The organism is Calothrix sp. PCC 6303, from assembly GCF_000317435.1.
Lineage (GTDB): Bacteria > Cyanobacteriota > Cyanobacteriia > Cyanobacteriales > Nostocaceae > PCC-6303.
Map to the genome: position 1 here is coordinate 1,214,919 of NC_019751.1, position 22,003 is coordinate 1,236,921.

Genomic DNA, 22,003 nt, shown 5'->3' on the forward strand with positions numbered 1-22,003 from the left:
TAAAACAATGATTTCTTGATAAATTATTGTAATTTTTCTAGCTTTGGCTATGACAAAACAGCAAAAGAGACTCACTAAATACCAGCTAATAGTTATCAGAAGTGACTATCTTCGCCAATCTAACTTATCCAGATTCTTTTTCTTTTGTGTTTTTACACTCGATTTACTACTTTATAAGGGGAAATGCCAGATGAGGAGAACATTCAAATCATTTCGAGAAGTTTTTAGAGATGAAAATTTTACGCATCTTGTAGAAAATATCGAGGTAGTAGTAGCCAAGATTCTTGCAATCTGTATGCTATTTGTAATTGGAGTTGCTATTTTTGATCTGGTAAATTTCACTTTTAAAGAGCTATTTTTATCAGAATATGACGGTTTTTATAAAACTTTATTCAAGGTTTTTGGATTATTTTTGAATGTATTGATTGCTCTAGAAATACTCGAAAATATTACTGGATATTTGAAAAAACATGTTCTCCAAGTTGAATTGGTGATTGTAACTTCCCTAATTGCCGTCGCTAGAAAAATCATTATTCTCGACTTAGATAAAGTTGAAGGAGTTGATATTATTGGTTTAGGTTTAGCAGTTCTGGCTTTATCAATTAGTTATTTCATTATTCGTGTTAGTAACTCAAAAAATACCCATTAACAAGATTTTCCCTAGAGTAAAGCAATTCAGTGCTGCCAACAACTTCCTCATGTACGATTTTAAATTATGCACGTACCTGAAGCATTTCCTAACGAGATGTTTGATCTAATTCTGGGTTCGGAAGTAGGTTACTGCTGGGGTTGGGAAGACATGTATAAATCTCAAAAATTAATTTTACATCACATCAAACCAGTAGGACATCGCCAACTCGAAAAAATCTACTTTTTTCAAAAATTGCTCATCAATAACTATCTTCTCTTCTAATTATCAAATGTTAGCCACTAACTAAAATCATTTAAAGAATAATTTATGTTGTATTCCTATAAATCTATGTAGAGTTATTCTATCTACAATAGAACATTTTATTAGAAGGTCATACTGACGATGGGAAAATCTCTGCTCAACCGTGGTAAAAAAACTACTATCGCGGCACTATTCATCTCAACCACAGCTTTGAGTTCACAGGTTGCATTGGCAGAATTGTGCCACATCAAATTACGCAATCATAGTAGCTTTAGAATTCGTGAAGTTCATATGTCACGCGTAGGTGAAGACAAATGGGGAAAAAACTTGGTTGATGATATTCATGATAAAACTATTTGGCAAGGTCAATCAGTGAATCTGAGATTTGAAGATCGGGAAAATAACTGTTTATATGATATGAAAGTTATGGGGGAAGATGAAGATGATCAAGAAATTCATCGTGTCAATATTTGTAACAACAGCGACTTTGAAATCACTGATGATGAATAATCTAAATTACAGAAATTTTCAGGTAAATACACCTTAGCTAAAAACGTTCCACCGGAACATCTAGACAAGGTTTTGGTATTGGTGTGTAATTCAAATAGTACCGCTAAATACCAGAATGACCAATAAGCGATCGCATCACGAAACGCCACTAGTAAAAGCGCTCATCGAATGTGCTAACCAACTCCATGCACCTTTCTACACTCCAGGACATAAGAAGGGTGCAGGGGTTTCTCAAACTTTGCTAGATACCTTTGGTGAGGCAGTTTTCCGCTTTGATTTACCAGAATTAACCGAATTAGATAACTTATTTGCACCGGAAGGAGCTATCCTAGCAGCACAGGAACTTGCCGCAGATATATTTGGTGCGGAAAAAACTTGGTTTTTGGTGAATGGTTCAACCTGTGGTGTGGAAGCGGCAATTTTAGCCACCTGTGGCATGGGCGATAAGATTATCCTCCCACGAAATGTACATTCCTCGGCGATCGCTGGGTTAATTCTCTCCGGCGCAATCCCCATATTCATTGAACCTGAGTACGATCCGATTCTCGATATAGCCCACAGTATCACAGCTGCTGCTATTGCCGCTGCACTGGAAGCACATCCCGACACCAAAGCAGTAATGATGGTTTACCCCACCTACTACGGGGTCTGTGGAGACGTGAATGCGATCGCTAAAATTGCCCATCAGCATCATATCCCATTATTGGTTGATGAAGCACACGGCGCACACTTCGCTTTCCACCGTGATTTACCAATATCAGCCTTAGCAGCAGGTGCCGATATTACAGTACAATCGATCCACAAAACCCTTGGTGCCATGACCCAAGCATCAATGCTGCATTTACAAGGTATCCTGGTGGATAGCGATCGCGTATCCAAAGCATTACAGTTAGTTCAATCCACCAGCCCTAGTTATATTCTAATGGCTTCTTTGGATGCAGCACGTCAGCAAATGGCTTTGTTTGGTGAAAGTCTCATGTCGCAGACTTTAAAACTCGCAGATAGGGCAAAAGAGCAAATTAGTCAGATTCCCGGTTTATCAGTTTTAGAAAGTCCAAATCAAGAAAATTTATCTGGCTTTCAGGCTTTAGATAAAACTCGCTTAACAGTGAATGTTTCTGGTTTAGGTTTAACTGGATTCAGTGCTGATGAAATATTAGAAGAAAAACTTAATATCAGAAGTGAACTCGCATCACTCAAAAATGTCACATCTATTATTAGTATTGGAAACAGCCTAGCAGATATAGAGCAACTAATTCAAGGCTTTCATGAATTAAAATCTCAATTTAGTACTACAAACAAGCTGAATTTAGAAATTACTAACATAACGGCACTTCCCCAACATCAGACATTAATAAATAATTATAAAATATCACCTCGCCAAGCCTTTTTTAGCCCTACTCAAACTCTTAAATTATCAAAAAGTATCGGATATATATCTGCTGAAACTATTTGTCCATATCCACCAGGAATTCCCATATTAATCCCAGGAGAAATTATCCGCGAATCTGCCATTGAATATTTAATTACAGTTCAAAGAATGGGGGGGACAATTACAGGTTTAGCAGATAGCACCTTAGAAACAATCAGAATCATCTCTAAATAACAGCACGAAGTGGCTAAGTGGCTACGCAAAATCAAGCCTCTTTTTGATTGTGAATTCCTAATTTCTCAACTAATATGGCACTGGCTTGATTCAATCCCACCAATTCCACATCGGCACCATTGCGACGAAATTTCAAGACAATTCTGTCCAGTATCGCTACTGCACCTTGATCCCACAAATGAGCATTGGTTAAATCAATGGTGATGCGATCGACTACTTCCCCAAAATCAAAGGATTCTAAAAATTCTTCCTTCGATAAAAAGAAAATTTGTCCGCTCACTTTATAGGTGCGATGGCTCCCATCCTCACTTAGTGCTTTATCTACAAACACCAATTTGGCAATTTTTCGGCTAAAAAACACCGTACTCATGATGATTCCCATTGCCACACCCAAAGCAAAATTACGGGTAAAAATTGTCATAAACATTGTGGTTAACATGACGAGGGTTTCAGTGCGGGGAATGCGGGGAATATCCCTAAAGGATGACCAGCGAAATGTACCAATCGACACCATAATCATGATGGCAACGAGGGCAGCCATTGGCATTTGTCTGACCCAATCTTGCAGGGCTAAAATGGCAAACAGCAGGAAAATCCCCGCACAAAGGGTTGATAAGCGTCCTCGACCCCCCGATTGGATGTTAATTACCGATTGTCCAATCATTCCACAACCAGCCATTCCCCCAAAAAATGCGGTGATAATATTTGCTATACCTTGACCTTTGGCTTCTTGGTTTTTATCGCTGGGGGTATCGGTGAGTTCATCCACCAAGGAAGCGGTGAGGAAGGAAGCTAATAAACCCACAATTGCCAAGGTGAAGGAATAGGGCAAAATAATTTGTAAAGTCTCCCAGGTGAAGGGAACTTGAGGAAGAGCAAATAAGGGTGGTGCTGTGGGTAGTTCTCCCATATCCCCGACGGTGGGCACTTTTAACTTTAGCGCGATCGCAGCGATGGTCATCACCGCTAATGTCACTAAGGGAGAGGGAACAACTTTGGTAAACCGGGGGAGAATGTAAATAATTGCTAGGGATATAGCTGTTAAAATATATACTTCTATGGGTTTACCTATGAGTTGGGGTAACTGTGCGATAAAAATCAACACTGCCAAAGCGTTGATATATCCCAACATCACGGCTCTAGGTACGTATTTCATCTGACGACCTAGTTTAAAAATACCAAATAATACTTGAATTATCCCCGTGATGAAAGTTGCAGCTAGTAAAAACTGTAAACCATGCAGTTTCACCAAATCTATCATCAACAGTGCCATTGCCCCGGTTGCAGCCGAAATTGACCCCGGTCTGCCCCCTAAAAAAGCAGTCATTACGGCGATAATAAAGGAAGCATATAGACCAACTTTGGGATCAACACCAGCGATAATTGAAAACGCGATCGCTTCTGGAATTAAAGCCAGTCCTACCACCGCACCAGCTAAAACATCAGCGCGAACATTTGAAAACCATTCCCGTTTTACTGTCTCGATATTCAATTTATCTCCAATCATCAAAATTACAACGTCTCAAGCTATATTGTGTTTGCAGTATATTTTGGCACAGTAATTATGCCATACGATCGCTAATTTTGGTGTCGGATTAGACTTAGGACAGTCAACACCAGGGATATGTAGAGAATGCGATCGCTTCTCAAATCAAAGATTGCTCACTTTTATCCAATTTTTATCAAACCAGGTCTAGCCATGCAAACATAAGGAGCCACATAAGTATTCTCTCCAATAATTATGTGATCACCTTCTTGATCGTAGGCTCTAATATCTACACCATGGTCAATGGAAACATTATTTTCAAAATAAATTCTATTTCCTTTATTACTAACATAACTACCGTTGTAGATGCGAACGTAATCACCAATTTCTATTGTATCTGTACCGATGAAACGGACGTTTGGTTCAATATTAACAGATTTCCCTACTTTCCGAAAAATTAACTTATAAAAATAACTTCTAATCATTTTACCAATGGGACTAGGAATACCCCGAAGTATCCCAATTAAAATATATTCTTTTGAGTAGCGCTTTATTAACCAATAACAGACTCTAGTGATATTTGCTTTTGAACAACTTTAATTAAATTCAGTATCCGTTCATAAGCTAAATTTTTGTTTTGTTTTTCAAAATAAATTGCCGCTATCTTTAGGTCAGAAAGTGCAGCTTCTTCATAACCTAAATTATGTTGGGCAATCCCGCGATTTAAATAGGCTTGAGCATTAGCTGGATTAAGTTTGATTGTGTGGCTAAAATCTCTGACTGCGTTTGGATAATCATGATTTCTACCACAAGCGCAACCCCGGTTAAAATAAGCACGAAAATCATCTGGGTTGAAGCGAATTGCCAGAGAAAAATTATGTTTAGCAGCATCAAAGTTTGTCAGGTGTAACTGTGCTGAACCTAAATCATTATAAATTTCGGCTAGGGAATAACTGTGAACATCAGTAACCAAAGATAAAGCCAGATTGAAGTCCGCGATCGCATGATCATATTCTCCCATAGCAGCGGTAGCAATTCCTCGGTTGTAATATGCCCGAAAGTTTCCTGGTTTAAGAGCAATTGCTTGATTGTTGCTCTCGATAGCTGTGGTATAATCTCCTTGGCGATAATAAGCAATCCCACGATTTAGATATGCTTCCAAGTTATGTGGTGCTAAATCTATGGCTTGATTGCAATCAGCGATCGCATTGCCGTAATCTTGAAGTTGTAGGTAGGCAAGACAGCGATTGCTATAGGCAATTGCAAAATCATCTTTTAAGTTTATAGCTTGAGTAAAATCGCTGATTGCATCTAAATAGTTGCCAAATTCTAACTTTTTTATTCCAGACTGGAAAATCTCAGTTGCCGAAGTTTGAGGATAAGAAAGCGCAAAGGTGTTTTGACTACATAACAGTAGCCCCATCGCAAAGGCAAGCGCAATCGTCGTCATCTGCCTAATTAATCGCTGCATATAAATCTCTAAGAACTACTTAAACCTCGTCCATGATGAAATTCAGAGTTTTTTTAGCAATTCAAATACCTCAAACAGCGATGTAAGGTAGCATAAGCCTGTGGGGCTGGCTACGCCTAATCAAGTCTTTACGGAAAACTAAGTTTCCAATCTAGACGAGGTTTACATACAAAATTGTAGAGACGCGATCGCGTCTCTACCAGCTTAAAAACTTAAGCTTTACATAAAGTTACCCATGAGCAGATGCCCTTAGCGAACCTTAACTAAATTATGAACTATTTCTAGCTCCAACCTTTATCAGCCTGTTCTAATACATAAGATGCTACATCTTCAATTTGAGTAGCATTCAAACGTCCGCCAAAAGCAGGCATTGCGCCTTTGCCTTTAGTAACTTGGGTGATAATAGCTTCAGCAGAGTACATAGAGTACTTTTCCAAATCTTCTTTCTTCAAAGTCTTAGCAGCGTTAACCAAGTTCTTACCACCTGCATGACATTGAGCACAGTTGGCGCTGAAAACCTTTGCGCCAAGGGTAGCATCAGCTAACGCAGGACGGTTAAAGGCAAATGTGAAGATGGTAATGCCCAACAGCAATACAGATACAATTCTTTTCATTACGTGTTCCCTCTGTAACAAAAAATTATTAAGTGCAATATTCCTTTTACATTCTCATGTTCATAGGAGTGATAGTCAAACGACAGGCTGTCATACTTCGCGTAAATGGTTTATTTATGCATCATTTAATTAACTTTTGTAACTTGCATATTGTCTTTAAGCTTAAAGAATAGTATTGAAATCAGTGGATTTATTAGGTTTTTTAGAGTATCTTTAACTCAAAAATACTTCAGTATTAATACTGATACTATCAAAAAATAGATCTTTCAAAGACATAACCGATTGATCAATGTTGATCAAGCAAGATTTGCATGACACCAATAAAGCCATCCATTCGGTTTGTTTAAGCATTTAGACCCATACTTAGACTTTTAGTAATGTTAATTATTTTTTTGGTACAAATACTGAAGTCGAATAGATTATTTATATGCAACATATACAGATAGGTTTCGCTAATAATTAATTAACTAATCTATTTGATCATTCATTTGTAATGTGAGCTTTGTTGTTAACCTAGATATCTAGTATAAACAACTTGAAGTTAAAAAATAAATCAGAACAGTTAATTTGCTTGCGAACAAGTTAGATAGATACCCAATTCATAGACAATGTGTAAATAACACAATAAACATTAAAACCCATTACCATATTTTCTGATTATGACTTATGTCACCTCGATTTCTAATAAAATATTTGGCTATTTTGTCGATAAACCATTAAGCCAAGATCAACTAACTCTCAAATTTTCACCTTCTTCAATTCCCATCAAAGAACGCTGGCGGAATAATGGATTGTCGGCTGATTTTATGGCTGATTATTTAGGAACATTTGTTCCTAAAGATGACGATAATCCTGAGTCAATTCAACGCCAAAATGAATTAAAAGGAGCAGCTAGTTATATTGCTAACGAATTGTTAGAAAATTCGATGAAGTATTGTAACTACCGAGTCAAGTATCCAGTTACAATTCAACTGCAATTAGATGCTGATCAAATTCGTTTTTTTGTCAGTAATAGTATTAGTTCCGAATCTATTCAAACCTTTGTTGACTTTATTGAAGAACTAACTAGTTCAGACCCAAATGAAATGTATTTTAAGCAAATGGAGAAAAGTGCTAATGATGAGACTGGAAATAGTTCAGGTTTGGGTTTATTGAGCATGGTCAATGATTATTCAGCAATGTTAGGCTGGAAATTTCAATTGATCCAAGAAAAACCAGAGATAGTTGCTGTCACCACAATGGTACAGTTGACTATTTAGAATATTATCATATGTCCACAATAGCAAAATATTTGAACAATGGAAGTTAAAGGCGAAAATTATCAAGTTTGGTATGATGTAAGTGCAGCTACAATTAATTTTAGCGGCACACTTAGACTAAACGGGACAGAAGATTACTCTCCAATTCTCAGTTTATTAGAGGAAGTCGCGGAGAGTGATCCACCAAGAATAACTTTGAATTTACGTCATTTAGATTTTCTCAATAGTTCTGGAATCACAATGCTTTCAAAATTTGTGATCGGAATGCGTAAAAAAGCTATTCATATGATGATACTGGGGTCTAATACTATACCCTGGCAAGGTAAATCTTTAAAAAATTTACAACGCTTGATGCCCAATTTAACTCTCAAATTAATTTAGTTAAAACGGCTTTTAATCAAACAACACACAGTATATCTGAATTATAGTTATCTAAATTCAGTATTTCTGTGCATCTGATTTACAATAACTGGCTTTTTGGTGAATTTATAGCAAGTTGATGATAAAACTAAGCTTCTGATTCATGTTAAAAATAATGATGCTTAGATAAAATAAATCCACTGCTACATTCGCAATAAAATAAGCAATTTTGAATTTTTATTAGATAATAAAACCCAGTTTTATAGACAACTGGGTTTAGATCTCAGATTGATATTCCTGTTAAGTAATTAACTTTACAATAATTCATCTTTTTTAGGTAAATATATTACTCATTTTAAAAGGATGCTTGAAAAGTGTTTAGCAGTGATTTTGGACACTTGGAGATCCCTTTTTTAGCAGGGAGGAAGTAGAGAAGGTTTTAATACCAACAAGAGGACTTTTTAAACATCCTCTAAGCAACAAATAAGTTCCTTTTCAAATTTCACATTATCTTCGCATAATTAACACTATGAAATCGATATTTGTTCCAGCGATTAACCTAATGAATCGCTTTAAATATTCTCAAAAATTTATCCTCATTAGCTCAATTTTTATTTTGCCATTAGGCTTGACATTTTTTCTTTTATGGTCAGAAATTCAAAATAAGAATGATTTCACTGAAAAGGAAATGCTTGGTAATGCCTATTTACGTCCTTGGAGTAAATTATGGAAAGATATCCCGAAATTACAGTTCCTTAATAATAACCCTGTCACTAACGAAAATAACCAAGAAATTCAGAGGATAAAAAAAGATATTGATCAAGCATTTAAATTATTAGAAACTGCGGATAAAGAATTTTCTTCCAGTTTAAACACTACCGAAAAATTTAACATAATTAAAGATAGTTGGCAAAAAATCAAACAGCGCCAGGATACAGTTAAACCCGAATTAATCAATGCTGAATATAGTTCCCTAATTCAACAATTAGATGCATTAAGAGTACATGTAGGGGATGAGTCTAATTTGATTTTAGATCCAGATATTGACACATACTATATGATGGATGCAACTTTGTTAAAGTTACCAAATATCCAAAGAACTTTAGGAGAAATTAAGTTACATTCCCAATCAATTATTTTGCGTCAACAAGATTCTATAAATGATAGGGTTAAGCTTATTGAACTATTGGCTATATTAAAACAATATAATCAGGAGTTGAGAAAAAATGTAGAGAATTCATTTAATGATAACCCTACAGGAAATCTGCGTCCTAAGTTAGAAGCAAATATTGAACTACTAAATAATACTATTGATTTACTTACACAAACAACAGTACCTTTCAATAATAATTTTAATCCTATTATTTATGAGGGTTTTATAACAGCATCTGAACGAAGTCTCAAAAAAACCTACGTATCATGGGATAAAAGTTTAACTGAATTAGATATACTTCTTCAAAAGCGGATCGATACTTTTGCAGGAAAGCAAATATTGTTGTCAATTTTTACATCACTTATTCTTATTTTAATTACTTATCTTTTTATCGGTTTTTATCTAGGTGTAAAACAAACGGTTTATAGCCTAGACATAGCTTCTAAACGGATGATTAATGATAATTTTAAAAAAGGAAATGTAGTAGATGATACTTCTTTTGATATTACTTTAGATAATCGTGACGAGTTGGGACAAGTTGTTCAGTCTTTTAATAGCATAGCCATCGCACTTGTAAAATCTAATCAAGAATTTCAACAACTTAATAATCATATAAATAATGAAAATTTGAGGATGAAAGCGGAATTAGATTTCACGCGGGAGGTACAGCAAAGAGTTTTACCTAAGCCACAAGAGATTGGACAGATAACTGATTTAGACATTGCCAGTTTTATGCAACCTGCTAGTGATATTGGTGGTGATTATTATGATGTACTTCAGCAAGATGGACATGTCAAAATTGGGATTGGGGATGTTACTGGACATGGTTTAGAAAGCGGGATGTTAATGCTGATGGTACAAACTGCTGTTCGCACCTTATTAGAATCAAGAGAAAGTGACCCACAAAAGTTTTTAGATATTCTCAATAGAACCATTTATCAAAATGTCCAGCGGATGGATTCTGATAAAAATATGACTTTATGCCTGTTAGATTATCATGATGGGAAAGTTCGGATTTCTGGACAGCATGAAGAAGTTTTGATAGTCCGTAGAGGTGGGATGGTACAGAGAATAGATACAGGTGATTTAGGTTTTCCGATTGGTTTAGAAGAAAATATTTTTGATTTTGTTGCTTATGCTGATGTGCAATTATTGCCTGGTGATGTCATAGTTCTCTATACAGATGGAATCACTGAAGCAGAAGATGCAAATGGTGAGCTTTATGGATTAAAACGCTTAACTCAAGTTGTAAAACATAACTGGGAAAAGGACGCTGAGGAAATTAAGCAAGCGATAATTGATGACTTGTGGAAATATATTGGTCAGCAATATCTTCTAGATGATATTACGTTAGTTATACTTAAGCAAAATGCTGAAAAAGTTTTTAATTAGTTGACCTTTTTTTAGATGATTTATATTTGCAATACTTGAAAAATCAAAGAGTTATAAATACATATGAAATTCAATAAAAAAGATAAGCTGAATACGTTAAAAAATAATTCAAAATATCGAACTATTTTGATATCTGCTGCTCTTTTCTTATCTTTCGACTTGGGTGTACTGCTACCTAATGTGATAGTTTCTTCAAGTTTGAAACGTGATGCTGTAAAGATAAATTTAGCTGGAAGACAGCGAATGCTTTCACAGCGTATGACTAAATCTTTACTGCAAGTGAAGTTATTTCAATCAACAGAAAAAGGTTGGAGTAATTATAAAGAAGAATTAGCTTTAAGTACTAAATTATTTGATGAGACTCTATCAGGGTTTGAAGTCGGCAAAATGGTTACTGGTGGAGACGGAAAACCAGTGTTTTTAGATCCTGCTGCGGGAGCAAAAGGTAAGCAGATTATCCAAGATGCTAAAGTAATTTGGGAACCCTACAAACAAAAGTTGCTTTTAATTACGAACTCTAAAGACGCACTTCCAGAAGCTTTGTTACAAGATGCGATCGCGTATGCTTCTCAGAACAACTTAAAGCTGCTAGACTTGATGAATCAGCTAACCACGGAAGAACAAAGAAATGCTGATAACAAGGCTAGTATTTTGCAAATCGTGCAAACGGCTGGTTTATTCCTAGCACTGATTAACTTTTTTGTACTACTTTCCCATAGCTTACGTAAACTACGAGATGGTGATGCAGCAATCGAAAAAGCAAATGCTGAGATTTATGATTTAAGCAAACGTCTAGAAGCTGAGAATATTCGCATCAAAGCTGAATTAGATTGGACACGAGAAGTCCAAAAAATGATTTTACCAAAACAGGAAGATTTGGATAAAATACCTGATTTAGATATTGCTGGATTCATGCAACCAGCTAGCGATATGGGTGGTGATTATTATGATGTTATTTCCCACGAAGGTCGTGTGAAAATTGGGATTGGAGATGTCACAGGAAGCGGTTTGGAAAGCGGAATGTTGATGTTGATGGTACAAACCGCTATGCGTACCCTGTTAACTAGTAATGAAACCGATCCGAAAAAATTTCTAAGTGTTCTCAATCAGACAATTTATCATAGTGCCCAACGGATGAATACTGATAAAAACATGTCTTTATGTTTGCTGGATTATCAAAATGGGAAAATTCGTATTTCCGGACAGCATGAAGAAATGTTAGTTGTGCGTCGTGGTGGTCTAATTCAACGAGTTGACACGGCTGATTTAGGATTTACTATTGGTTTAGAAGAAGATATTACTAAATTTATCGCTTACGCGGATGTCCATCTCTATCCTGGTGATGCTGTGGTGTTGTATACCGATGGATTAACTGAAGCTGAAAATAGTAAGAAGGTAAATTACGGGTTGAAGCGTTTGATGCAAATTATTAAAGAAAATTGGCAACAATCACCTGAAGAAATAAAGCAAGCTGTAATTCACGACTTTCGTGAATTTATCGGCAAGCAAGTACCCTTAGATGATATTACTTTATTGATATTGAAGCGTAAGCACGAAGGTGAGTCTAGCAATTAAAGCAAGATGGTAGGTTTTTATACCTACCATTCAAGTGTTTATACTTGACCACCAGCCGCTTGAAAACGAGCGCGAGCGCGTTTTAGAGCTTGAGTAGCTTGAATTTGTGCTTGTTTGTCGTCAGTTGCAACTTTATCTAGACGGCTTTGAGCTTCACTGTAGGCTGAACGAGCTTCATCTAGGTTAATGTTGTCACCTCGTTCGGCTCCGTTAACCAAAATTGTGACTTCGTTTTCTTCGACTTCAGCAAAGCCACCCATGAGAGCGATCGCAGTCCAGCTTTGACCCTTATCGGCACGTACACGCATCACACCCGTATCAAGGGCACTTAACATCGGCGCGTGTCCGGTGAGAACACCCAACTGTCCTGTGGTGCTGGGCAAAATGACTTCTTCAGCCATAGCATCCCAGACTGTTTTGTCTGGGGCAATTACACGAACGGTTAATGTCATACCTTAATTAGTGAGTTACATATCATATTTATGGTCAATAGTCAAGAATCAATAGCTCAACTACCAATTCTCGACTTGTTGACCGCTGGGCTAAATGATTTAGCCTTTCATTTTTTCGCCTTTAGCGATCGCTTCGTTGATGTCACCCACCAAATAGAAGGCTTGTTCTGGTAAATCATCCAATTCACCAGACAAAATCATCTTAAAGCCCTTGATTGTATCTTCCAACTTCACATATTTTCCAGGGGAACCTGTAAATACTTCAGCCACAAAGAAAGGCTGTGATAAGAAGCGCTCAACCTTACGAGCACGCGCTACGATTAAGCGGTCATCTTCAGATAACTCATCCAAACCAAGAATCGCAATGATATCTTGTAACTCTTTATAACGTTGCAAAGTTGATTGAACTGCCCGTGCTGTATCGTAGTGATCGCCACCAACAATTTCAGGTTGCAACATTGTGGAGGTGGAACCTAATGGATCCACCGCTGGATAAATACCTTTAGAAGCCAAACCACGAGATAATACTGTTGTACCATCCAAGTGAGCAAAGGTAGTAGCAGGTGCGGGGTCAGTTAAGTCATCCGCAGGTACATATACAGCTTGAATCGAAGTGATAGAACCTTCATTTGTGGAGGTAATCCGTTCTTGCAGCGCACCCACGTCGGTACCCAATGTTGGTTGATATCCCACCGCTGAAGGCATTCTACCCAATAGCGCTGAAACTTCAGAACCAGCTTGAACGAAGCGGAAAATGTTATCGACGAACAACAAAACGTCTTGCTTGTTGACATCGCGGAAGTACTCAGCCATTGTCAAACCAGACAAACCAACCCGCATTCTTGCTCCGGGTGGCTCATTCATTTGACCATAGACTAGGGCGATTTTGGATTCATTCAGGTTATCTTTGTTGATTACCCCAGATTCCATCATTTCATTGTAAAGGTCATTTCCTTCACGAGTGCGTTCGCCCACACCCGCAAACACTGACACACCACCGTGTTGGGTAGCAATGTTGTTGATCAATTCCATCATAATAACGGTTTTGCCAACACCAGCACCGCCAAATAGACCAATTTTGCCACCACGACGGTAGGGAGTTAACAAGTCAACAACCTTAATCCCAGTTTCAAACACCGAAGGGCTAGTTTCCAAATCGGTAAATTTGGGAGGATCGCGGTGAATTGGTAGGGTTTCGGTGTTGTTGACAGGTCCACGATTGTCAACAGGTTCGCCAAGAACGTTGAAAATCCGACCCAGCGTGGCTTTACCAACTGGTACGCTGATGGGGGAACCGTTATCATAGGTTTCCATTCCACGTACCAAACCTTCAGTCGAGCTCATAGAAACAGCTCGTACTTGGTTGTCTCCTAGTAACTGCTGTACTTCGCAAGTTACAGAGACTTCCTGTCCGGCTGTGTTAGTGCCTCTGATGGTTAAAGCGTTGTAGATAGGGGGCATTTTGCCGCCGGGGAACTTAACGTCTACAACTGGACCGATAACTTGAGTAATGTAACCAATGTTTGTTTTTTCTGCGGTGGTGACCATGCTGGGTCCTATTGATTGAAGCTAAATTTCAGATAGAGTCGTTTGACGCTTGAATTTCAAGCTATATTCATCTTCCAGAGTAGCACTGAACGACGACAGTCTTACTCATAAATTGATTCTTATGCAGAATAGCCTAAAATCGGCAGCTACGCCAGTGTAGAAGGGGAAAAAACTGCCGTCGGTTTAACTTTTTGTCAATATTAATTTGTATATATAGATACTATCGCTATGATAAGAAAATTGCCCCTGTTACTATTTGTGCCAGGAGCAACGCCATGCCATTTCACTTTGATCTTGAATACAAGCTTGTTGGCTGGTATTTCGGGAATATTTGGGGAATTCCTACCCATTCTTTGCTCCGCGCAGATGGGAAGGGTTTCCTCTCTGCCTCTTCGGTGGAATCCTTAAAAATTTCCTATCCCCACTAGAAAACTCTGATAGCTAAGGCTGGACTACGCACAAACCAACCCCTACCTTTGAAATGATCAGAAAAAAACATTTTAATCGCTGAAGCAGGTTTAGGATAAGATGAACAGAAAATAAACAACCGTTTCGATTGTGAAAATGGACAACAGGCGGGGATAATGGGACTTGAAGAAGCAGCCCAATAGTATTTTGTGTTATTTATTTTTGACCATTGACTTAGAATTTATCTATGATTTCCTCATCAGCGCGGCAATATTTTTATTTGGAAGTTCAGCAGCCTGATGAGTACATTGATTTGGCAAGGGCGGCTTTATATATTGCTCAGGAAGAATATCCCAGTATTGATCCAGAAGAATATTTGAATATTTTAGATACGATGGCTGGTGAATTACAAGAACGTTTGCCAGTCGAACGGTATCCGATGCGGGTAATTCAAACTATAAATCAATATATTTACGGTGATTTAGGCTTTTCTGGGAATAAAGAGACCTATTATGACCCCCGTAATAGTTTTTTAAATGACGTAATTGAGAGACGTTTGGGAATTCCCATCAGTTTGGCGGTGGTATATTTAGAACTTGCTCGCCGAATTAATTTTCCGATGGTGGGGATAGGAATGCCGGGACATTTTCTGATTCGTCCAGATATTCCCAATATGGAAATTTTTGTTGATGCTTTTAATGATGGGGAAATTTTGTTTCTCCAAGATTGTCAAGAAAAACTCAGCCAAATATACCAACAACCTGTAAAGTTACAGCCAGAGTTTTTACCCAAGGTGACAACTAGTCAGATTTTGGCACGGATGTTATCAAACCTCAAATATATCTACTTGAAGCAGCAGGAATTAGAAAAAGCTTTAGCAGCGGTGGAGAGAATTTTGTTAGTGTTTCCAGATACGACTTTGGAATTACGCGATCGCGGTTTGATATTCTACCAGTTAGGTCAGTTCTCCCAAGCCATAAACGATTTGGAAACCTATTTAATTAAGGCACCAGAAGCTGATGATTTGCTAGCAATTCAACGGCTGCTGATGCAAATGGGTAAAGGGCAGTAGAAAACACAGCGAATGCGGTTTCATCAAATTCTCTAATTACATACTCAGATAATCGCTAATTTATCGATTTTTAAAATCTATTAAAGTCTGTAAATAAGCACTAGGTAAACCGATATCAAAACATTTTCCATTCACAAAATAACCCGTCATTGATTCTATTTGACGCAAGCTATCTAAACAAGTAGTCAACTGAAATTCACCTTTCATCCGCTTGTTATTCTGAATATCTTGTTCTAAACAATCAAAAATTGTCGGGGTTAGTGCATATAATCCAAAAATACTTAAAAACTCATCTTCACAAAGTCCATCCATCCTTAAATTTTGATGTGCGTAATCAATGGATGGTTTTTCTGCTATTTGGGTGACGGAAAGTACATCTTTTTGCTGTTGCCAAATACCAGTGACACAACCAACCTGATGTAATGATTCAGATGTAACTTTAGTTAAACCAATTACACTCTGATTAACTTGATTAAAAATATTCAAAATTTGAGCAGCGCAGGATTTTTCACCGTAAGATGTATATATATGGTCGCCTAACATTAATAAAAATGCTTCATCTCCAACCCATTTTTTGGCACAGTAGACAGCATGTCCGTAACCTTCCTGCCGGTCTTGAGTTAAAATTGTGATTCGGTCGCCCAAATCTACTAAATACTTACTAAATACTTGATTTTCAGGGGATAGTTTTTCAAAAAGTTCGGCACTGGGTGGTCTTTTAAATAAGGTTTTGAATATCTTTTTATCATCTGGTTGAACAATAATTGCAACTTCTTCAATTCCAGCTTTAATTGCTTCTTCAATAATTAATAAAATTACAGGTTTGGCTCTGCCATCTCGATCAATAATGGGAAAAAGTTCTTTTTTAACAACTTTGGTACTGGGAAATAACCTTGTGCCAAAACCTGCTGCGGGAATCACTGCTTTTCTAATTCTATTTGCTGGCATATTTTACATAGTTCATAATGTTTTCAACCACATAAATCTAGTTGCATCGAAATATATTGGATGTCTTTCTATATTCATAGATTTATTGGTGCGTTACAATGCATTAAAATTCCCGTTTAAAGTGAGGTATATTCTTGCATCTAACGCACCCTACAAATTAACAGATTTCCCCAAAAATGCTTGTGTAATTTTATAATTATTTCATATCATAACCAAACAAATTGGGGTCAACTTCTCCTAATTTCAAATCATCCAAACCATATTCAGCCCATTTTCTTTCCACCATCGCGGCAACATCTGCGTCAGATTCTAAGGGTTCACCCCATTCATGTTCAGTTTCTGGGGGAATCTTGGTGGTTGCGTCGATACCCATACGTCCCCCCAAACCCAGTTTCTCGCTGGCAAAATCTAGGGTATCAAAGGGTGTATTGGGGAGAATAAAAACATCGCGGGTAGGATCAACTTTAGAACTTATTGCCCATACTACCTGACGTGGATCTCGAATATTGATATCTTTGTCTACTACAATGACAAACTTGGTATAAGTAAATTGTGGCAATGCACTCCAAAATGCTAAAGCTGCCCGTCGTGCTTGTCCAGGGTATGCTTTATCAATTGAGATAATTGCTGCTTTGTAACTGAGTGCTTCCATGGGGAGGAAAAAATCTACAATTTCGCTTACCTGTTGGCGTAATATTGGTGTATATATCCGATTTAGTGCGATCGCCATCATCGCTTCTTCCTTGGGAGGACGACCGCTAAATGTGGTTAGATAAATTGGGTCTTTGCGGTGTGTCATGCAGTGGAAACGGACTAAGGGTGAATCTTCCACACCTCCGTAATATCCCATGTGATCGCCAAAAGGACCATCAGGTAACATTTCCCCTGGTGTAATTGTTCCTTCTAAGACGATTTCGGAATCTGCGGGGACTTCCAAATCTACTGTTTTACATTTAGCCAAACTTACCCCCGAACCTCCATAGAGTCCAGCAAACAGCCATTCTGATAAATCTACAGGAATAGGTGTCGCTGCTGCCATAATAATTAAGGGGTCTACACCAAGTGCGATCGCAATCTCCAATTTCTGCCCTTTTTCGGCTGCTTTGCGTAGATGTCTCGCACCACCCCGCACCGACAACCAATGTACGGTCATGGTATTTTTGGACTGTTGTTGTAATCTATACACACCTACATTTGGTGTTCCAGTCTCACAATCCTTGGTAATCACTAATCCTAGGGTAATGATCTTTCCGGCATCTCCGGGATAGGGTCGGATCATTGGTATCTTATTTAGATCTAAATCTTCACCCTGGAACACGACTTGTTGACAAGCAGGGAAAAAATCCCGTCCCGGTTTTGCCTTCACAACGTCAAATAAAACTTTACCAAAATCAATCGCTTGGGAAATCTTCTTGGGTGGTTTGGGTTGCTGCAACATCGACAGCTTTCTTCCTAATTCCTCCAATTCCAAAGGATGTTCCATATTCATTGCCCAACAAATACGTTCCACCGTCCCCATTAAATTGATAGCAACGGGGAATTCAGCACCTTTAACATTCTCAAATATCAAACCGGGACCACCTTTAGCCAGCATCCGGTTAGAAATCTCCGCGATCTCTAATTCTGAATCAACAGGGGCAGTAATTCGCCGTAATTGTCCCCTTTCTTCCAATATTTTGATAAATCCCCGTAAATCGCGTGCCATTTTTCTCCGATTTCCCCAATAGTTAAGAACTGTGAAGCGTTGTTCTCATTATCGGGTATTCATTGACAAAAAGCAGTGATTAGTTTGATGTTTGTTGAACTTTTCGATTGATCAGTCTTTTTGTCTTCAAGAGGACTTATACCGAAACGCCATAAATATACACTTAGTCCATGGAGGTGGACTTAATATTGATATTTTATAAATCTCATGATTTTATCAAGTTATTCAATATTTTTATTTATTGAAATATTTATAATAAGTTATCGATGTTTAATTATTTTTTACCTATTTTTTACCTATTTTTTATAAAATAAATTATGTCATACGAACATTATATTAAAAGCCTGAAAGATAGATTTTATCTACAGAATCTTCACGAAAATTATAGTATTAATACAGGTTTTGATTATTTTTAACAGGCATTACGATAGTAAATATAACATCAGCGAAGCCCACATAATATTAAAATATGCAATATCTACCTAGCAAAAAAAATCAGTTTTTATCCGTATTATTTAAGGCTAGTTTAATTGCTGCAACTGTCAGTATCCTATCTCCTTCAACAGCTTCTGCATCAGGATTTTACACAGTCAAAAAAGAATATAATTTAGATTTTGAGAAAAAAGCCAATGGTGAAAAAATTACGAATTCAACTGCTGGTAATTCACTAGGAATTGGTAATCAATGGCAGGATTGGGGAGTTAAAATTAGCGCCAACAGTAAAGATAAACCTAATAGTTCAGAGCCTTTAGTCTTGTTTAAAAGTAACTCCACTAGCTTTACTGGTGGTGATAACGATTTGCGAACTGGAACTACTTGGGGAACTGAAGAACAGGGTAATGTCTTAATTATTCAAGAAGATGGCTGGCAAACTAATGCAAGTGGTAAAATTACAGGTGTTAAAAATGCAGATGATCCAGATGATGAAGCAAACGGTGGCTGGATCACCTTTGATTTTTTTAATGCTCCAGTCAATTTAACTGGTTTTTCCCTGTTAGACATGGATGATGATCAAGATAGTAGAGGGAAGTTCTTAGAAATTTTTGCTTGGGATAAAAGTGGAAATGAGTTTAAAGTTGATGCCCTGAGCCTAATTAAGGGACATAAAGAAACACATCTGAAAAGAAACAACGGTACCTATAAGCCAAATTCACAAGGTGAAGGCAAAAGTTATACAAATACTAACGCAGTAGTTACAAATGGACAGCCCCAAAATCAAAAATCGGTGACTATCACTCAAGAAAGTAGTGCCCGGGGTGATAACTCCCTATATAGCTTTAGTACAGAGGGTTTTGATGATATTGTCAAATTACAGTACCGCTATCCTGGCAGTGGCGCGATCGCTAGTGTGAAATGGAATAAGGAAGAAAAACGTAAAGTTCCTGAACCCGGTGGAGCTTTGGGCTTTATAATTATTGCCTCAATATTTATCCGTAATGTATGTCAAGGTAAATCATCAACATCAGACTGTTAAAAATCAACTGCAAATCTTTAACAAAGTTTCGGGGTTTAATTCCCCAGCAATGAACGACGGCAATGCGTTTTGTATCGGGGTCTGTCTTACAAACTTTAACGGAGGCACAGCCCCCGTTAAGTTTGCGCTAAATCTCCGTGACAAAACATACTCATACCAATTTGAAAAAACAATGCGGCAGATAGATATTTGTAGAGACGTAGCAGTGCTACGTCTCTATTGTTTGATGTGTTGCAATCATTATTTGAATTGGTATCATTACTAATTACTTATTTTTTCAGCTTTACTATTGCAGAGTGAAGCAAACGTCACTGTTCATATAGAAACGCCATAACAAGCAAAAAGTCATTGTTTCAGCTAAACAATGACTTCCTAAGAAAATTTCCCGATGCACGATTGAAAACTCCGAGGATCGAGTTACGGTTGAACTGGAAAAGTTGGTAAGGTACCCCCTTTTTGCCAATCTTTACCAACTTGGATAGTAATATCAGAACCGATGTTACCAGTACTTTCTACACGTACTTCGCCAAAGCCCAAAGAATTGCGGATTAATTCAGCGCTGTCATTATCACCTTGTTGAGCAACAACATGGGTAATATCTAGGGGTTCACCCCAACTTTTAGAAATATAAACGTTATTATAACCAGCTTTGTTGAGAGTTCTGACTAGTGGTTCTAAATTTGTTGTCTCATCACCTGTTTTATCTTGAACGGCAATTCTTAGTCTAGTTGGTTCATTTTGATCATTTTTGCTAGATACTTCTAGAGCGAAGTGCTGACCCATTAGCTTAGTAATGCGATCGCTATTGGGAATCCAGTAACTAGCATCATACTCATTTTTCTCACTGAAACGTCCTGGAACCATTAGCTGCTGGATGTTTGAGCGGTTTGTTCTTGCACCATAACCAGCTAAAGCTAATAGTTCTTCGACAGAAAGATTTGTATCAATATTTTCTTTGATCACATTCAAAACTTCCGGAATTCGCGTTAAAGTACTGGGTTTGAGTGCTTGTTCCATCAATGCTTGAATGACGATTTGTTGACGCTGAATTCGCCCGATATCACCATTTTCATCATGACGGTAGCGCAGTAGCTGCAAAGCTTTATCACCATTGAGATGCTGTTTGCCTTTCTTGAGATTGATATAGAGATGCTGAGAATCATCTTGATATTTCATATCTTTGGGAACATACACTGTCACCCCTCCCAAAGCGTCTACCAGCTTACCTACACCTAAAACATTGATTCGCACGTAACGATCAATACCCACCCCTCCTAGAAGGTTGCTGACACTTGTGGCGCTAAGTGCAGGTCCACCAAAAGTATTGGCAGAATTAATTTTTTTGACTCCGTGTCCTTCAATCCGAGTACGGGTATCCCTAGGTACAGAAAGCATAACTAATTTTTTCTGCTCTGGATCAAAACGAATCAGCAGCATTACATCAGAAAGACCATCAAAGGAATTGACTTGGGGAAGATATCCGAGTTTTTTTTGATCATCTGAGGGATTTTTAACATCGGGTGGTAAGACGCTCATCCCCATGACTAAAACATTAACAGGACGGGTTAGTTCCGAAAAACGTAGCCCTCCACCCGAAATGCGATCGCTATCAAACACCGCAGCTTCAGATGCACTTAGCTTTGCCTGCATCAACGGAGTCCCCGTTAAGGAAACCGCCAATAATGCTCCGGCAGTCGCTGATACCATGGCAATTCCGCTCATTCCCATCCAAAACAATAACCAACGTCCAGGTTTAATCTTTGGTATTAAAGAATCGCTAACTTTAGTGGTATCCATCGAATATTTCTCTTCCGGCGAAGTTCTTTGACTGGTCACTGACTGCCTCACACTTAAACTAAATAATATTCACGAAGTCAGAAAAAGATTCACCTTTACCTTGTAAAAGCAAAGTCTCTCTGAGTAGTTCTACTGATGACAATAGGGAAATCAATTTATGTTCATTAATTCTTAGATTACCAGTGCAAAAATTAATACTGCGGTATTCATCAAAACACTTATAGATAGTATTTTTCCTATTTTTCTCTTCCAGTTATAGCTAATCCGGAGATGCTAACGAT

The 22,003-nt window shown here is 37.7% G+C and carries 20 protein-coding genes; 11 read left to right on the plus strand and 9 right to left on the minus strand.

Features of this window, described 5'->3' with window-relative positions:
* The first annotated feature begins 190 nt into the window (after positions 1–190).
* The 4 genes from CAL6303_RS04990 to CAL6303_RS05005 all read left to right on the plus strand — a co-directional run bounded on the left by CAL6303_RS04990 (position 191) and on the right by CAL6303_RS05005 (position 3,008).
* Positions 191–649: a phosphate-starvation-inducible PsiE family protein gene (locus CAL6303_RS04990; protein ID WP_041739120.1), complete on the plus strand. Its 459-nt coding sequence runs from the start codon at positions 191–193 to the stop codon at positions 647–649.
* 66 nt (positions 650–715) lie between these two features.
* Complete coding sequence (locus CAL6303_RS04995; RefSeq protein WP_041739123.1) at positions 716–913, plus strand: hypothetical protein; 198 nt, start codon at positions 716–718, stop codon at positions 911–913.
* A 120-nt stretch (positions 914–1,033) separates the two neighbouring features.
* Positions 1,034–1,402, plus strand: coding sequence for a hypothetical protein (locus CAL6303_RS05000; RefSeq protein WP_015196751.1), 369 nt, complete (start codon positions 1,034–1,036; stop codon positions 1,400–1,402).
* Between the two features lie 115 nt (positions 1,403–1,517).
* The gene (locus CAL6303_RS05005) at positions 1,518–3,008 is read left to right on the plus strand and encodes an aminotransferase class I/II-fold pyridoxal phosphate-dependent enzyme (protein ID WP_015196752.1); all 1,491 of its coding nucleotides are present in this window, start codon (positions 1,518–1,520) and stop codon (positions 3,006–3,008) included.
* Positions 3,009–3,039: 31 nt separating this feature from the next.
* Here the strand turns inward: CAL6303_RS05005 and CAL6303_RS05010 are convergent, their stop codons facing one another.
* From CAL6303_RS05010 to petJ, 4 genes are all read right to left on the minus strand, one after another.
* Entirely contained in the window at positions 3,040–4,515 is a 1,476-nt protein-coding gene (locus CAL6303_RS05010; RefSeq protein WP_015196753.1) for a SulP family inorganic anion transporter, read from the minus strand.
* A gap of 161 nt (positions 4,516–4,676) precedes the next feature.
* The gene (locus CAL6303_RS05015) at positions 4,677–4,979 is read right to left on the minus strand and encodes a hypothetical protein (RefSeq protein WP_203225943.1); all 303 of its coding nucleotides are present in this window, start codon (positions 4,977–4,979) and stop codon (positions 4,677–4,679) included.
* Between the two features lie 68 nt (positions 4,980–5,047).
* Positions 5,048–5,965, minus strand: coding sequence for a tetratricopeptide repeat protein (locus CAL6303_RS05020; RefSeq protein ID WP_015196754.1), 918 nt, complete (start codon positions 5,963–5,965; stop codon positions 5,048–5,050).
* A 281-nt stretch (positions 5,966–6,246) separates the two neighbouring features.
* Positions 6,247–6,579 carry a cytochrome c6 PetJ gene (gene petJ, locus CAL6303_RS05025; protein WP_015196755.1) on the minus strand — a complete coding sequence of 111 codons (333 nt, stop codon included), beginning with the start codon at positions 6,577–6,579 and terminating at the stop codon, positions 6,247–6,249.
* Between the two features lie 659 nt (positions 6,580–7,238).
* Between petJ and CAL6303_RS05030 the strand changes: the two genes are divergently transcribed.
* From CAL6303_RS05030 to CAL6303_RS05045, 4 genes are all read left to right on the plus strand, one after another.
* Positions 7,239–7,838 (plus strand): slr1658 superfamily regulator, encoded by a 600-nt coding sequence (locus tag CAL6303_RS05030; protein WP_015196756.1) that lies wholly within the window; start codon positions 7,239–7,241, stop codon positions 7,836–7,838.
* Between the two features lie 39 nt (positions 7,839–7,877).
* Positions 7,878–8,219, plus strand: a complete 342-nt coding sequence (locus CAL6303_RS05035; protein WP_015196757.1) for a slr1659 superfamily regulator — start codon at positions 7,878–7,880, stop codon at positions 8,217–8,219.
* 508 nt (positions 8,220–8,727) lie between these two features.
* Positions 8,728–10,743, plus strand: coding sequence for a PP2C family protein-serine/threonine phosphatase (locus CAL6303_RS05040; protein ID WP_015196758.1), 2,016 nt, complete (start codon positions 8,728–8,730; stop codon positions 10,741–10,743).
* Between the two features lie 63 nt (positions 10,744–10,806).
* Complete coding sequence (locus CAL6303_RS05045) at positions 10,807–12,318, plus strand: SpoIIE family protein phosphatase (RefSeq protein ID WP_015196759.1); 1,512 nt, start codon at positions 10,807–10,809, stop codon at positions 12,316–12,318.
* Positions 12,319–12,356: 38 nt separating this feature from the next.
* On the opposite strand, the gene atpC is transcribed toward CAL6303_RS05045, so the two are convergent.
* A complete protein-coding gene (gene atpC, locus CAL6303_RS05050; RefSeq protein WP_015196760.1) occupies positions 12,357–12,770 on the minus strand; it encodes an ATP synthase F1 subunit epsilon in 414 nt (137 codons plus the stop codon).
* A gap of 99 nt (positions 12,771–12,869) precedes the next feature.
* The gene (atpD, locus tag CAL6303_RS05055) at positions 12,870–14,318 is read right to left on the minus strand and encodes a F0F1 ATP synthase subunit beta (RefSeq protein WP_015196761.1); all 1,449 of its coding nucleotides are present in this window, start codon (positions 14,316–14,318) and stop codon (positions 12,870–12,872) included.
* Between the two features lie 275 nt (positions 14,319–14,593).
* On the opposite strand from atpD, the gene CAL6303_RS30225 reads away from it, so the two are divergent.
* Both CAL6303_RS30225 and CAL6303_RS05060 read left to right on the plus strand, forming a co-directional pair.
* On the plus strand, positions 14,594–14,746 hold the full coding sequence (locus CAL6303_RS30225) for a hypothetical protein (protein ID WP_015196762.1): 153 nt from the start codon (positions 14,594–14,596) through the stop codon (positions 14,744–14,746).
* Positions 14,747–14,973: 227 nt separating this feature from the next.
* Complete coding sequence (locus CAL6303_RS05060) at positions 14,974–15,798, plus strand: SirB1 family protein (RefSeq protein ID WP_015196763.1); 825 nt, start codon at positions 14,974–14,976, stop codon at positions 15,796–15,798.
* A gap of 60 nt (positions 15,799–15,858) precedes the next feature.
* Here CAL6303_RS05060 and CAL6303_RS05065 read toward each other — a convergent pair whose 3' ends face one another.
* Both CAL6303_RS05065 and CAL6303_RS05070 read right to left on the minus strand, forming a co-directional pair.
* Positions 15,859–16,746: a UTP--glucose-1-phosphate uridylyltransferase gene (locus CAL6303_RS05065; RefSeq protein ID WP_015196764.1), complete on the minus strand. Its 888-nt coding sequence runs from the start codon at positions 16,744–16,746 to the stop codon at positions 15,859–15,861.
* 196 nt (positions 16,747–16,942) lie between these two features.
* Complete coding sequence (locus tag CAL6303_RS05070; protein ID WP_015196765.1) at positions 16,943–18,451, minus strand: UbiD family decarboxylase; 1,509 nt, start codon at positions 18,449–18,451, stop codon at positions 16,943–16,945.
* Between the two features lie 469 nt (positions 18,452–18,920).
* Here CAL6303_RS05070 and CAL6303_RS05075 point away from each other — a divergent pair, with 469 nt between their 5' ends.
* The gene (locus CAL6303_RS05075; protein WP_015196766.1) at positions 18,921–19,925 is read left to right on the plus strand and encodes a hypothetical protein; all 1,005 of its coding nucleotides are present in this window, start codon (positions 18,921–18,923) and stop codon (positions 19,923–19,925) included.
* Between the two features lie 417 nt (positions 19,926–20,342).
* On the opposite strand, the gene CAL6303_RS05080 is transcribed toward CAL6303_RS05075, so the two are convergent.
* On the minus strand, positions 20,343–21,761 hold the full coding sequence (locus CAL6303_RS05080; RefSeq protein ID WP_015196767.1) for an LCP family protein: 1,419 nt from the start codon (positions 21,759–21,761) through the stop codon (positions 20,343–20,345).
* Positions 21,762–22,003: the final 242 nt, after the last annotated feature.

Bases quoted from the DNA above. Each gene is read 5' to 3' on its own strand.
- CAL6303_RS04990 (WP_041739120.1), top strand. From the start codon at position 191: ATGAGGAGAACATTCAAATCATTTCGAGAAGTTTTTAGAGATGAAAAT.
- CAL6303_RS04995 (WP_041739123.1), top strand. From the start codon at position 716: ATGCACGTACCTGAAGCATTTCCTAACGAGATGTTTGATCTAATTCTG.
- CAL6303_RS05000 (WP_015196751.1), top strand. From the start codon at position 1,034: ATGGGAAAATCTCTGCTCAACCGTGGTAAAAAAACTACTATCGCGGCA.
- CAL6303_RS05005 (WP_015196752.1), top strand. From the start codon at position 1,518: ATGACCAATAAGCGATCGCATCACGAAACGCCACTAGTAAAAGCGCTC.
- CAL6303_RS05010 (WP_015196753.1), bottom strand. From the start codon at position 4,515: ATGATTGGAGATAAATTGAATATCGAGACAGTAAAACGGGAATGGTTT.
- CAL6303_RS05015 (WP_203225943.1), bottom strand. From the start codon at position 4,979: ATGATTAGAAGTTATTTTTATAAGTTAATTTTTCGGAAAGTAGGGAAA.
- CAL6303_RS05020 (WP_015196754.1), bottom strand. From the start codon at position 5,965: ATGCAGCGATTAATTAGGCAGATGACGACGATTGCGCTTGCCTTTGCG.
- petJ (WP_015196755.1), bottom strand. From the start codon at position 6,579: ATGAAAAGAATTGTATCTGTATTGCTGTTGGGCATTACCATCTTCACA.
- CAL6303_RS05030 (WP_015196756.1), top strand. From the start codon at position 7,239: ATGACTTATGTCACCTCGATTTCTAATAAAATATTTGGCTATTTTGTC.
- CAL6303_RS05035 (WP_015196757.1), top strand. From the start codon at position 7,878: ATGGAAGTTAAAGGCGAAAATTATCAAGTTTGGTATGATGTAAGTGCA.
- CAL6303_RS05040 (WP_015196758.1), top strand. From the start codon at position 8,728: ATGAAATCGATATTTGTTCCAGCGATTAACCTAATGAATCGCTTTAAA.
- CAL6303_RS05045 (WP_015196759.1), top strand. From the start codon at position 10,807: ATGAAATTCAATAAAAAAGATAAGCTGAATACGTTAAAAAATAATTCA.
- atpC (WP_015196760.1), bottom strand. From the start codon at position 12,770: ATGACATTAACCGTTCGTGTAATTGCCCCAGACAAAACAGTCTGGGAT.
- atpD (WP_015196761.1), bottom strand. From the start codon at position 14,318: ATGGTCACCACCGCAGAAAAAACAAACATTGGTTACATTACTCAAGTT.
- CAL6303_RS30225 (WP_015196762.1), top strand. From the start codon at position 14,594: ATGCCATTTCACTTTGATCTTGAATACAAGCTTGTTGGCTGGTATTTC.
- CAL6303_RS05060 (WP_015196763.1), top strand. From the start codon at position 14,974: ATGATTTCCTCATCAGCGCGGCAATATTTTTATTTGGAAGTTCAGCAG.
- CAL6303_RS05065 (WP_015196764.1), bottom strand. From the start codon at position 16,746: ATGCCAGCAAATAGAATTAGAAAAGCAGTGATTCCCGCAGCAGGTTTT.
- CAL6303_RS05070 (WP_015196765.1), bottom strand. From the start codon at position 18,451: ATGGCACGCGATTTACGGGGATTTATCAAAATATTGGAAGAAAGGGGA.
- CAL6303_RS05075 (WP_015196766.1), top strand. From the start codon at position 18,921: ATGCAATATCTACCTAGCAAAAAAAATCAGTTTTTATCCGTATTATTT.